The sequence below is a fragment of the Escherichia sp. E4742 genome (assembly GCF_005843885.1).
In the GTDB taxonomy this organism is placed as follows: domain Bacteria; phylum Pseudomonadota; class Gammaproteobacteria; order Enterobacterales; family Enterobacteriaceae; genus Escherichia.
The window spans coordinates 3,342,352-3,355,175 of sequence record NZ_CP040443.1 but is presented as its reverse complement, the minus strand read 5'-3'; the positions used below and the strand labels follow the sequence as shown (position 1 = coordinate 3,355,175).

Here is a 12,824-nt window from a genome sequence, read left to right as displayed (position 1 = left end):
TTTATGATGAGTTCTATTGGATTTACTTATAGGTTGGCGAATGCTCTCTCGACATATCAATTATTTTCTTGCCGTGGCTGAACATGGCAGCTTCACCCGTGCCGCCAGTGCGTTGCACGTCTCCCAGCCTGCGCTTTCCCAGCAGATTCGCCAGTTAGAAGAGAGTTTGGGCGTGCCGCTGTTTGACCGTAGCGGGCGAACGATTCGTCTCACTGATGCAGGAGAAGTCTGGCGACAGTACGCCAGCCGGGCGTTACAAGAACTGGGAGCGGGTAAACGGGCGATTCATGATGTTGCCGATCTGACGCGAGGATCGCTGCGTATCGCCGTCACCCCCACCTTTACGAGCTACTTTATCGGCCCTTTAATGGCGGATTTTTATGCGCGTTATCCCGGTATCACGCTCCAGCTACAGGAAATGTCGCAGGAGAAAATCGAAGATATGCTTTGTCGCGACGAGCTGGACGTTGGGATTGCCTTCGCGCCTGTGCATTCGCCGGAGCTGGAGGCAATTCCTTTACTGACAGAAAGTTTAGCGTTGGTGGTGGCGAAACATCATCCGCTGGCTGACCAGGAACAGGTGGCATTGAGTCGCTTGCATGATGAAAAACTGGTCCTGCTCAGCGCGGAATTTGCCACCAGAGAGCAAATTGACCACTACTGCGAGAAAGCGGGGCTGCATCCACAGGTGGTCATAGAGGCGAACTCAATTAGCGCGGTTCTGGAGCTGATTCGCCGCACTTCCCTTTCCACATTGTTACCAGCAGCGATTGCCACACAACATGATGGGCTTAAAGCTATTTCTCTTGCCCCACCACTACTGGAGAGAACGGCGGTTTTGTTGCGGCGGAAAAATAGCTGGCAGACAGCCGCCGCGAAGGCATTTTTGCAAATGGCGTTGGATAAATGCACGGTTGTTGGCGGGAATGAATCACGGTAGCTGGTATTGCCTGATGCGCTACGCTTATCAGGCCTACGAGTTTAGTGCTCTACGTAGGCCGGATAAGGCGTTCACGCCGCATCCGGCATAAACTACAGCTGGCAGACAACCGCCATGAAGGCATTTTTGCAAATGGCGTTGGATAAATGCACGGTTGTTGGCGGGAATGAATCACGGTAGCCACTGACACAGGTCAGTGGCTGAAATTGCCTGATGCGCTACGCTTATCAGGCCTACGAGTTTAGTGCTCTACGTAGGCCGGATAAGGCGTTCACGCCGCATCCGGCGTGAACTACGCGTGCTGTAACCCAGCCGATTACCGTTTGTAATCGATGGCTTCTGGCTGCTCGAGATATACGGTGGTTTGTGCCGGTTGTGTACTGGCAATCACCTTACCGCCACGTACCGAATAACGTACCGGAACCTGACGGCGCAGCGCATCAAACCCATTTTCAGCCGGCAGGATAATCAGGTTGGCGCTGTTTCCGGCGGCAATGCCGTAATCCTGCAAATTCAACGTCCTGGCGCTGTGGTGGGTGATTAAATTCAGGCCATCGTTAATCTGCCCGTAGCCCATCAGCTGGCAAACATGTAGACCCATATGCAGCACTTGCAGCATATTCGCCGTTCCCAGCGGATACCACGGATCGAAGACATCATCGTGACCAAAGCAGACGTTAATGCCGGACTCCAGCATCTCTTTAACGCGTGTGATGCCGCGACGTTTTGGATACGTATCGAAACGACCTTGCAGATGAATATTGACCAGCGGGTTGGCAACAAAGTTAATACCGGACATTTTCAGCAAGCGGAACAGGCGTGAGGTATACGCCCCGTTATAGGAGTGCATTGCCGTGGTGTGGCTGGCAGTGACTCGCGCGCCCATTCCTTCACGGTGCGCCAGGGCAGCAACGGTTTCGACAAAGCGCGACTGTTCGTCATCGATCTCATCACAGTGAACGTCGATGAGACGGTCGTATTTTTGCGCCAGGGCGAAGGTTTTATGCAGCGACTCCACGCCGTATTCGCGGGTAAATTCAAAATGCGGAATCGCCCCCACTACGTCTGCCCCTAAGCGTAGCGCCTCTTCCAGCAACGCTTCACCGTTGGGATACGACAAAATCCCTTCCTGCGGGAAAGCGACGATTTGCAGATCAATCCACGGCGCGACTTCCTGCTTCACTTCCAGCATTGCTTTCAATGCGGTCAGGGTTGCGTCCGATACATCGACATGGGTACGCACATGCTGAATGCCGTTGGCAATCTGCCATTTCAGCGTTTGCCAGGCGCGTTGTTTCACATCGTCATGGGTTAATAACGCTTTGCGCTCGGCCCAGCGTTCAATGCCTTCAAACAGCGTGCCGGACTGATTCCAGTTCGGTTGCCCGGCGGTTTGCGTGGTGTCCAGGTGAATATGCGGCTCCACAAACGGCGGTATAACTAAACCTTGTTCGGCATCCAGGCTGTTTTCAGTTATGGGCATCACGCCAGATTGCGCATCAATGGCGCTGATTTTTCCGTCGTGCAGATGAATCTGCCACAGCCCCTCTTTGCCGGGTAAGCGGGCGTTAATAATGGTCTGTAAAGCGTTATTCGACACTGTTAGCCTCCACATGCGTCATTGCTGCTGTCGTTTTACGATTCAAAATCGGGTTAAGAATCAGATAGCTCAGCGCGCCACCTAATACCGCGTTGACCGGAACAATTCCCGGTAACCAGTGGCCTGCGGCAATCCCCAGCCCGACCGCCAGAATCGCCACCCAATTGACACTCATCATACGCGTGGTCGCAAAGTGCTCATAGCGGCGACGGTTCATCAGATAGTCAGCGATGATCACGCCACCTACCGGAGGAATAGCTGCCGAAAGGAAGGTCAGCCAGCCGACAAAATTGTTGTACAGCCATAGTGCGCAGACCGTACCGATAATACCGTTAATCACCGAAAGGGTTTTGCTCGACATACCGGTAATGTTGGCGAAACCTAAACCCGACGCATACAGCGCGTTATCGTTGGTGGTCCAGATATTCAGCCCCAGCACCACAATCGCAGGCAGCAGCAGGCCCTGAGCAATCATCACATCAGAGATATCTGCCATGCCCAGTGCCGCAGCTCCCGCCGCACCGAAAATAAACATCAACGAGTTGCCGAGGAAAAAGGCCACCATCGCCACCAGCACCGCCAGTTTGGCATTGCGACCAAAGCGGACAAAGTCAGCGGTGAGCGTACCCGCGCTGATAAATGACCCCACAACCAGCGCCAGCGCGACATTGAAATCTAACGGTTGTGCGGGAACGACCGCTTTTAATGCGTCCAGGCCGCCCATGCCGTTAACGGCCAGCCACACGGAATAACCGCCAAGGCAGGCGATAGCCGGAACCGCAATCACCGAAAGAACCGTCAGCGCCGAGATACCAAAGAAGACGGTGACGGTCATCAGTAAACCGGAAACGGCAATCAGCAAATTAATATCCAGCCCGGTTGCCTTGCCCACCGGAATAGCAAACATCGCCACGCCAACGCCAAACCAGCCAACCTGGGTGCCGCCCAGCAACAGTGAAGGCAGCCATGAGCCTTTAACACCAAACGAGAAGCGAGCAAGAAGATGGGTGGTCAGGCCGGTTTTTGCGCCAATGTAACCAAGAAATGAAGTGTAAATACCGAGGAGAAGATTACCGATGAGGACTGCGAGGAAGAAATCATGATAGCTAAGACCGGTTCCGAGAGTGCCGCCGGTCCACATACTGGCGGAAAAGAAGGTTAATCCCAGCATGACGAACGTCAATGCCAATACCCCTTTCCGCGCCGACTGCGGGACTGGCCCCTGGCTAAAGTTGTTATCTTGCGACACGAAATTCCTCCGTTTGCTGTTTGAAACCCAAAAAATCCGCAGCATTCTATTCATCTGAAAATAAAAAGCAATCGTTTCCGTGGTGGGATAAATTTTTTATATGGATGAATGAAAAAAGGTGGGGAAAAAATTATCTGTGTAAAAACAGTGGGTAGGCATGATAAGACGCGTCAGCGTCGCATCAGGCATCTGCGCACGGTGTCGGATGCGGCGCGAGCGCCTTATCCGACCTACGGTTCAGACTTGTAGGCATGATAAGACGCGTCAGCGTCGCATCTGGCATCGGCGCACAGTTGTCGGATGCGGCGCGAGCGCCTTATCCGACCTACGGTTCAGACTTGTAGGCATGATAAGACGCGTCAGCGTCGCATCTGGCATCGGCGCACAATTGTCGGATGCGGCGCGAGCGCCTTATCCGACCTACGGTTCAGACTTGTAGGCATGATAAGACGCGACAGCGTCGCATCAGGCATCGGCGCACAGTTGTCGGATGCGGCGCGAGCGCCTTATCCGACCTACGATTCAGACTTGTAGGCATGATAAGACGCGTCAGCGTCGCATCAGGCATCGGCGCACAGTTGTCGGATGCGGCGCGAGCGCCTTATCCGACCTACGGTTCAGACTTGTAGGCATGATAAGACGCGACAGCGTCGCATCTGGCATCGGCGCACAACTGTCGGATACGGCGCACGACGCATCCGACAATAACCTACTCTTCCATCGCCTGGCGGATCTGATCCAACGACGCCGGATCATCAATGGTCGTCAGATCCCCCGGATCGCGTCCTTCGCAAATTGCCTGGATCGTGCGGCGCAGCATTTTTCCGGATCGCGTTTTCGGCAATTGCGAGACAAACCAGACGTGCGCCGGGCGACCAAAGTTGCCAATCTGGCTGTCCACCAGCGCCATAATCGCCTTCTCTTGCGAGTGCGCCACCTCACGGTCTTCCAGACTGTCACTCTCTTTGGGAATGACAAACGCCACTGCTACCTGCCCTTTCAGCGCATCTTTCACCCCAACCACCGCCACTTCGGCAACGCCCGGATGACTGGAGATACTCTCTTCAATCTCGCGCGTGCCCAGCCGATGCCCGGCAACGTTAATCACATCGTCAGTGCGCCCGAGAATAAAGTGATAACCGTCAGCATCGCGGATACCCCAGTCAAACGTGGCGTAAACCGGACGGGAAAACAGCGACCAGTACGTCTTCACAAAGCGGTCGTCATCGCCCCAGATGGTCTGAATACACCCCGGCGGCAGCGGCCCTTCTACCACCAGCATCCCTTTCTCATTGACGCCGCACGGTTCGCCGGTGACTTCATTGAGCAACTGCACGTTGTAGCCATACATCGGCACGCCGGGGCTTCCCAGACGCGTCGGCCTATCGTCCAGACCGCGAGCAATCGCCATAATCGGCCAGCCGGATTCGGTCTGCCAGTAGTTGTCGATGACCGGCACATCCAGCGTATTGCTCACCCAACTGGCGGTCGGCTCGTCCAGCGGTTCTCCAGCCAGATAGAGCACTTCCAGCGACGAGAGATCGTGTTTGCGAATTTCAGCGGTAGGGAATTTTTTCAGCACGCGAATGGCGGTCGGCGCTGAGAACATCCGGCTCACCTGATATTTCTCGACGATTTTCCACCACACGCCGCAGTCAGGCCAGGTCGGTAATCCTTCGTAAACAATGGTCGCCATCCCCGCCAGCAGCGGCGCGTAGACGATATACGAATGCCCCACCACCCAGCCGATATCCGATGCGCAAAAGAACACACCGCCCGCTTTGCCGCCAAAAATGGTGTCCATCGAGGTCGCCAGCGCTACCGCATATCCGCCGACGTCACGCTGCACGCCTTTAGGTTTGCCGGTCGTGCCAGAGGTGTAGAGAATGCAGGAGGTTTCGTTGGATTCCAGCCAGGCCACGGGGACTCGCGCACCAATATGCTGATGACGCAACGAAGCGAAATCGACATCCCGCCCACTGACGCGCGCCATTTTCGTCAGCCCGCGATCCACCAGTAAAACGTGGCGCGGCTGGTGCTGCGCCTGGCTTATCGCATCGTCGAGCAATTTTTTATACGGAATGATTTTGCCACCACGCGCTCCGGCATCAGCCGAGACAATCAGCACCGGTTTAGCGTCATCAATCCGCGCCGCCACGCTGTGCGAGGCAAATCCACCAAATACAACCGAGTGAATAGCACCAATGCGCGCGCAGGCCAGTAGCGTAATATGCGCTTCGGCAATCATCGGCATATACACCAGCACTCGATCGCCGCGCTGCACGCCCAGCGAGCGCAGCATTGACGCCACCGCGTTCACTTCGTCATGAAGCTGGCGAAAGGTAAAGGTGCGCTCTTCTTCTGTTTCTGAAGAGACGGCAATCAATGCCAGCGCCTCTGGCTGTTTCTCCAGCCAGCGATCGATGGCGTTGTGGCACAAGTTGGTTCGGCCTTCACAAAACCAACGGGCAAACGGCGGATTGCTGTGATCGAGCGTTTGCGTAAAGGGCGTCTGCCAGTCAATACGCTGAGCCTGCTCAGCCCAGAACTGCTCCGGTTCGTTAATCGAACGCTGATAAAATTCGCTAAAAGACATAATGCTCTCCTGTTGAACTTACGCCTTACCGCTGTTTGCTTAAATGACGTACAGGTCGAGATACTCATTGACCGGCATCTGTTCCAGGCGAGCTCTGTCGAGAGAAACCTCCAGAATGCGCTGCTGTTGGCGAGTCGGGAACTGGCGCGCGAGATTGATTTTGAATTTATCGACCAGCTTCGGAATGCCATCCTGACGGCGACGGGCATGACCAATTGGGTACTCCACCACCACTTCTTCAAAGCGCGTACCGTCGGTGAACTCAAGGGTAATAGCGTTGGCGATGGCGCGTTTTTCCGGGTCGTGGTAGTCAGCGGTAAACGCCGGATCTTCAAAGCAATTGATCTTCTCACGCAGGGCGTCAATGCGTTTATCTTGCGCAACCTTGTCTTCGTAATCTGCCGCCGTTAAGCGCCCGAACAGCAGCGGGATCGCCACCATATACTGAATGCAGTGGTCGCGGTCTGCCGGGTTATTGAGCGGCCCTTTTTTGTCGATGATGCGAATACAGGCTTCGTGGGTGCGAATGGTCACTTTTTCGATATCCGCCGCTGTTTTGCCTGCTGCCTGCATCTGTTCATAGAGCGTCATCGCCGCTTCAACGGCCGTCTGGGAGTGGAACTCCGCCGGGAAGGAGATTTTGAACAGCACATTTTCCATGACGTAAGAACCGTACGGGCGCTGGAAGCGGAACGACTCACCTTTAAAGGAGACGTCGTAGAAGCCCCACACAGGCGCAGTCAGGGCTGACGGGTAACCCATTTCGCCCGTTTTCGCCATCAGTGCCAGACGTACCGCGCGGGAAGTGGCATCGCCCGCCGCCCAGGATTTACGCGTGCCGGTGTTCGGCGCATGGCGATAGGTGCGCAGCGACTGACCGTCCACCCACGCCAGCGAAACGGCGTTGAGAATTTCCTCGCGGGTCAGGCCGAGCATTTCTGCGACCACGGCGGTGGAAGCCACTTTCACTAACAGAACGTGGTCGAGACCGACGCGGTTAAAGGAGTTTTCCAGCGCGATGCAGCCCTGAATTTCATGGGCTTTGATCATTCCGGTCAGCACTTGTTTCATGGTCAACGGCGCTTTGCCGCTGGCGACCGCGTTGCGCGAAAGCCAGTCCGCCGTTGCCAGAATGCCGCCGAGGTTGTCGGAAGGATGGCCCCACTCCGCCGCAAGCCAGGTATCGTTGAAATCGAGCCAGCGGATCATCGCGCCGATATTAAATGCCGCCTGGACGGGGTCGAGCTGGAACTGAGTTCCGGGGACGCGCACGCCGTTAGGTACGACGGTGCCAGGAACAATTGGCCCCAGCAGTTTTTTACAGGCCGGGTATTCGAGAGCTTCCAGACCGCAGCCGAGCGTGTCGAGCAGGCAGTAATGGGCGGTGTCGTAGGCCATTCTGGAGCTGATTTCGTAATTCATTACGTAATCGACGATATCAACGATTTCACGGTCGAATTCCGGGCGGATGTTGTTGATTTGAGCTGACATTGGGTACGTTTCCTTATTGTTATTCGTAGAGGTTTACTGGCGCTTATCCAGCGCGACAAACGGACGGTCTTCCGGTCCAACGTAATTGGCAGAAGGACGGATAATTTTGTTGTCCTGACGTTGTTCGATAATGTGCGCCGCCCAGCCGGTGACGCGGGCGATAACAAACAGTGGTGTGAACATCTCGGTGGGAACGCCCATCATGTTGTAGGAAACAGCGGAGAACCAGTCGAGATTGGGGAACATCTTTTTCGTCTCCCACATCACCGTTTCCAGGCGATCGGCAATGTTGTACATCTTCAGCGAACCGCCTTCCTGCGAGAGCTGCTTCGCCACACGCTTGATCACCTGATGGCGCGGGTCGGCGATGGTATAAACCGGATGCCCAAAACCAATCACCACTTCTTTGTTTTCCACGCGCTTGCGGATATCTGCTTCGGCTTCGTCCGGCGTTTCGTAGCGTTGTTGGATCTCCAGTGACACTTCATTCGCCCCGCCGTGTTTCGGCCCGCGCAGTGCGCCAATCGCGCCAATAATGGCTGAGTACATATCCGAGCCTGTACCCGCAATAACCCGGCTGGTAAAGGTGGAGGCGTTAAACTCGTGCTCGGCGTACAGCACCAGCGAAATTTGCATCGCCTTTTCCCAACTTTGCGACGGCTTTTCGCCGTGCAGCAGATGCAGGAAGTGACCGCCTATTGAGTCGTCATCGGTTTCCGGCTGGATGCGTTCGCCGTTGTGGCTGTAGTGATACCAGTAGAGAAGAATCGAGCTCAGCGACGCCAGCAGTTTGTCGGCAATATCCCGCGCGCCAGAGACGGTATGCCCCTCTTTTTCCGGCAGCGTGCAGCCGAGCGCGGAAACGCCTGTGCGCATAACATCCATCGGGTGCGACGCAGCAGGCAAGGCCTCCAGCACGGTACGCACGTTAGCCGGTAAGCCGCGCAGAGCTTTCAGTTTCGTTTTGTAAGCGGCGAGTTCGTCACGGGTCGGCAGTTTGCCGTGGATCAGCAGATGTGCCACTTCTTCAAATTCGCAATGTTCTGCCAGATCAAGAATATCGTAGCCGCGGTAATGCAGGTCATTGCCGCTTTTACCCACGGTGCAGAGCGCCGTATTGCCCGCCGGAACGCCGGAAAGTGCCACAGATTTTTTCGGTTTAATGACATGGGTACTGTTTTGCAGGATCGTTGTGTCGCTCATGTTGTCCTCGTCATTGTTATCATTTGTAGGGTCGAGATTGTTGTCGGATGCGACGCTAAGCGTCTTATCCGACCTACAATTCAGCACGCCTCGTAGGCCTGATAAGTCGCGTCAGCGGCGCATCAGGCATCGGTTGTCGGATGCGACGCTATGCGTCTTATCCGACCTACAGTTCAGTTCACCTCGCAGGTCTGATAAGTCGCGTCAGCGGCGCATCAGGCATCGGTTGTCGGATGCGACGCCATGCGTCTTATCCGACCTACAGTTCAGTACACCCGTAGGCCTGATAAGTCGCGTCAGCGGCGCATCAGGCATCGGTTGTCGGATGCGATGCCATGCGTCTTATCCGACCTACAGTTCAGTTCACCTCGTAGGCCTGATAAGTCGCGTCAGCGGCGCATCAGGCATCGGTTGTCGGATGCGACGCTATGCGTCTTATCCGACCTACAGTTCAGTGCACCCCGTAGGCCTGATAAGTCGCGTCAGCGACGCATCAGGCATCGGTTGTCGAATACAACCAACGGGCGTTTTTTATTTCGCCTGACTACGGGCAAACAGGTCGTCGAGCTTCTCTTCGTACTGGTAATAGTTGATGCTTTCGTACAGCTCGTTGCGGGTCTGCATGGTGTCGATGACGCTTTTCTGCGTGCCTTCCTGGCGCAGGACGTTGTAGACATGTTCAGCGGCGCGGTTCATGGCGCGGAACGCTGAAAGCGGGTAAAGCGCCATTGCGACATGGGCGCTGCGTAATTCATCGGTGGTGAACAGTGGCGTGGCGCCAAATTCGGTAATGTTGGCGAGGATCGGCACCTGCACCGCATCGGAAAACTGGCGGTACATGGCGAGTTCGGTAATCGCTTCCGGGAACAGCATCTCGGCCCCCGCTTCAACATAGGCCTGCGCACGCTCGATCGCGGCATCCAGTCCTTCAACCGCGAGCGCATCAGTGCGCGCCATGATCACAAAATCAGGATCGGTTTTCGCATCCACCGCTGCGCGGATCCGATCCACCATCTCTTCTTTCGAGACGATCGCTTTGTTCGGGCGATGGCCGCAGCGTTTCGCACCAACCTGATCTTCAATATGCAATCCCGCCGCGCCCGCTTTAATCATCGATTTCACGGTGCGGGCAACGTTAAAAGCCGAAGAACCAAAACCGATATCGGCATCAACCAGCAGCGGCAGCGAGCAAACGTCGGTGATACGGCGAATATCGGTCAGCACATCATCAAGGGTAGAAATACCGAGATCGGGCAGCCCCAGCGAACCTGCCGCCACGCCACCGCCGGAGAGATAAATCGCCTGATATCCGGCACGCTGTGCCAGCAGCGCATGGTTAGCGTTGATGGTGCCGACAATTTGCAACGGGGTTTCTTTGCTTAGTGCCGCGCGAAACGCTTTACCTGGAGAGTGTAGAGACATAGCCCATCCTTTGTTATCAACTTGTTATTTGCATTGATAAAGACAAAGCAAGGGGTGTGCCACAATTATCTGAATTGAATTAAATGTTTAATTTCAATTTGTTAGCAATAAATTCATGAAGTAATCCGCAAATATGCGTTTCAGTTAACGTTTCAGACACTGTTTCACTGCGTTTCATTGCAACAATTATGAAACAAGACTAAACCCAATATTCGGTTTCTTAACTTTGCGGTGCGCTATGGCACATCCACCACGGCTGAATGACGACAAACCGGTTATCTGGACGGTATCGGTGACGCGCCTGTTCGAGCTGTTTCGCGATATCAGCCTCGAGTTTGATCACCTGGCGAATATTACCCCTATCCAGCTTGGCTTTGAAAAAGCGGTGACCTACATCCGCAAGAAACTGGCAAACGAACGCTGCGACGCCATCATCGCTGCTGGCTCTAACGGCGCGTACCTGAAAAGCCGCCTGTCAGTGCCAGTTATTTTGATTAAACCGAGCGGCTACGATGTGTTACAGGCACTGGCAAAAGCCGGAAAACTTACCTCGTCGATTGGTGTTGTCACCTATCAGGAAACTATTCCGGCACTGGTGGCGTTTCAAAAGACCTTTAATCTGCGCCTCGATCAACGTAGCTACATTACCGAAGAAGACGCGCGCGGGCAGATTAACGAGCTAAAAGCCAACGGCACCGAAGCGGTGGTCGGCGCTGGGCTGATTACCGATCTGGCAGAAGAAGCCGGAATGACCGGAATTTTTATCTATTCCGCGGCCACCGTGCGCCAGGCGTTCAGCGATGCGCTGGATATGACGCGCATGTCGTTACGCCATAACACTCACGATGCCACCCGCAACGCCCTGCGTACTCGTTACGTGCTGGGCGATATGCTCGGTCAATCACCACAGATGGAACAGGTACGGCAGACTATTTTGCTGTATGCCCGCTCCAGTGCAGCGGTGTTGATTGAGGGGGAAACGGGAACGGGCAAAGAACTGGCGGCCCAGGCGATTCATCGGGAATATTTTGCCCGCCACGATGCGCGACAGGGCAAAAAGTCGCATCCGTTTGTTGCCGTCAACTGCGGGGCGATTGCCGAATCGCTGCTAGAAGCGGAGCTGTTTGGCTATGAGGAAGGGGCGTTTACCGGCTCGCGACGCGGAGGACGCGCCGGGCTGTTTGAAATCGCCCACGGCGGCACGCTGTTTCTTGACGAGATAGGCGAAATGCCGCTGCCGTTGCAGACTCGGCTGCTGCGGGTGCTCGAAGAAAAAGAGGTCACCCGCGTCGGCGGGCATCAGCCTGTTCCGGTGGATGTACGGGTTATTAGCGCCACTCACTGCAATCTGGAAGAGGATATGCAGCAAGGGCAGTTTCGTCGTGATCTGTTTTATCGGCTGAGTATTTTGCGTCTGCAATTACCGCCACTGCGTGAGCGAGTGGCGGATATTCTGCCGCTGGCGGAAAGCTTTTTGAAAGTGTCTCTGGCAGCACTTGCCGCCCCGTTTTCTGCTGCGTTACGCCAGGGGTTACAGGCAAGCGAAACCGTGCTATTGCGCTACGACTGGCCGGGCAATATTCGTGAACTGCGTAATATGATGGAGCGGCTGGCGCTATTTTTAAGTGTGGAACCGACGCCGGATTTAACGCCGCAATTTTTGCAGCAATTATTGCCAGAGCTGACACAAAAATCGGGTAACGTCATCGCCCCACCCTTGCTGACACCACTACAGGCACTGGAGAAATTTGATGGTGATAAAACAGCAGCAGCGAATTATTTAGGCGTCAGCCGAACGACGTTCTGGCGGCGGCTAAAAAATTAAATTGCCGGATGCAGCGTGAACGCCTTATCCGGCTTACAAGACCATGAATTTCAATATATATGCGTTCACCGATAGACGTGCGCATCGGGCATGTTTACATGAGTTTCAGAATTACTTCTTCTTATAAATATTTGCCGTGCCGTGGATCTTATTGTCAGTCTGACCGGAGGTCAGCACTAACACATCCGCACCTTTTTCATCCGCTTTTTTGATCAGATCTTCTTTTGCATCTGCGGTCGACATTTCATTACTGGTTGAAATATCACCTATTTTTTCATATTGCGATTCAACTTTTTCAAATTCCGCTTTAGTCATCAATTCAGCGGCATAGACATTTGTGACAACAAAAGCTAACGCACCAACTAAGAGCTTAGTTCCAGTTTTCATCGATGAACTCCATAATGTGTGATTGGCCAATGCCCTGAAGCTAACAGTCATCATCAGGGTTGATTAATAAGTAGTTCAGCGGTTAGGAAAAATCTATAGGAAAAGAGAATA

At 54.4% G+C, this 12,824-nt stretch carries 9 protein-coding genes and 1 pseudogene; 3 read left to right on the top strand and 7 right to left on the bottom strand.

Annotated elements, in window-relative coordinates; genetic code table 11:
- The first annotated feature begins 40 nt into the window (after nucleotides 1-40).
- Entirely contained in the window at nucleotides 41-940 is a 900-nt protein-coding gene (cynR, locus tag FEM44_RS16265) for a transcriptional regulator CynR (protein WP_135523192.1), read from the top strand.
- Nucleotides 941-1,036: 96 nt separating this feature from the next.
- A pseudogene (locus FEM44_RS26045) lies at nucleotides 1,037-1,120 on the top strand (hypothetical protein); the annotation flags it as partial.
- 136 nt (nucleotides 1,121-1,256) lie between these two features.
- Here FEM44_RS26045 and codA read toward each other — a convergent pair.
- The 6 genes from codA to prpB all read right to left on the bottom strand — a co-directional run bounded on the left by codA (nucleotide 1,257) and on the right by prpB (nucleotide 10,501).
- A complete protein-coding gene (gene codA, locus FEM44_RS16260; RefSeq protein WP_001370291.1) occupies nucleotides 1,257-2,540 on the bottom strand; it encodes a cytosine/isoguanine deaminase in 1,284 nt (427 codons plus the stop codon).
- Nucleotides 2,530-3,789 carry a cytosine permease gene (gene codB, locus FEM44_RS16255; RefSeq protein WP_135404428.1) on the bottom strand — a complete coding sequence of 420 codons (1,260 nt, stop codon included), beginning with the start codon at nucleotides 3,787-3,789 and terminating at the stop codon, nucleotides 2,530-2,532. Before codB ends, codA begins: the two co-directional genes overlap by 11 nt.
- A 709-nt stretch (nucleotides 3,790-4,498) precedes the next feature.
- Nucleotides 4,499-6,385: a propionate--CoA ligase gene (gene prpE, locus FEM44_RS16250; protein WP_138159093.1), complete on the bottom strand. Its 1,887-nt coding sequence runs from the start codon at nucleotides 6,383-6,385 to the stop codon at nucleotides 4,499-4,501.
- A 39-nt stretch (nucleotides 6,386-6,424) separates the two neighbouring features.
- The gene (gene prpD, locus FEM44_RS16245) at nucleotides 6,425-7,876 is read right to left on the bottom strand and encodes a 2-methylcitrate dehydratase (protein ID WP_135523193.1); all 1,452 of its coding nucleotides are present in this window, start codon (nucleotides 7,874-7,876) and stop codon (nucleotides 6,425-6,427) included.
- 33 nt (nucleotides 7,877-7,909) lie between these two features.
- On the bottom strand, nucleotides 7,910-9,079 hold the full coding sequence (gene prpC / locus FEM44_RS16240) for a bifunctional 2-methylcitrate synthase/citrate synthase (RefSeq protein WP_130206117.1): 1,170 nt from the start codon (nucleotides 9,077-9,079) through the stop codon (nucleotides 7,910-7,912).
- A gap of 531 nt (nucleotides 9,080-9,610) precedes the next feature.
- Nucleotides 9,611-10,501, bottom strand: a complete 891-nt coding sequence (prpB, locus tag FEM44_RS16235; RefSeq protein WP_135523194.1) for a methylisocitrate lyase — start codon at nucleotides 10,499-10,501, stop codon at nucleotides 9,611-9,613.
- 238 nt (nucleotides 10,502-10,739) lie between these two features.
- Here prpB and prpR point away from each other — a divergent pair, with 238 nt between their 5' ends.
- Complete coding sequence (gene prpR / locus FEM44_RS16230) at nucleotides 10,740-12,326, top strand: propionate catabolism operon regulatory protein PrpR (RefSeq protein ID WP_135523195.1); 1,587 nt, start codon at nucleotides 10,740-10,742, stop codon at nucleotides 12,324-12,326.
- A 111-nt stretch (nucleotides 12,327-12,437) separates the two neighbouring features.
- Here the strand turns inward: prpR and yahO are convergent, their stop codons facing one another.
- Nucleotides 12,438-12,713, bottom strand: a complete 276-nt coding sequence (yahO, locus tag FEM44_RS16225; RefSeq protein WP_000848012.1) for a DUF1471 family periplasmic protein YahO — start codon at nucleotides 12,711-12,713, stop codon at nucleotides 12,438-12,440.
- Nucleotides 12,714-12,824: the final 111 nt, after the last annotated feature.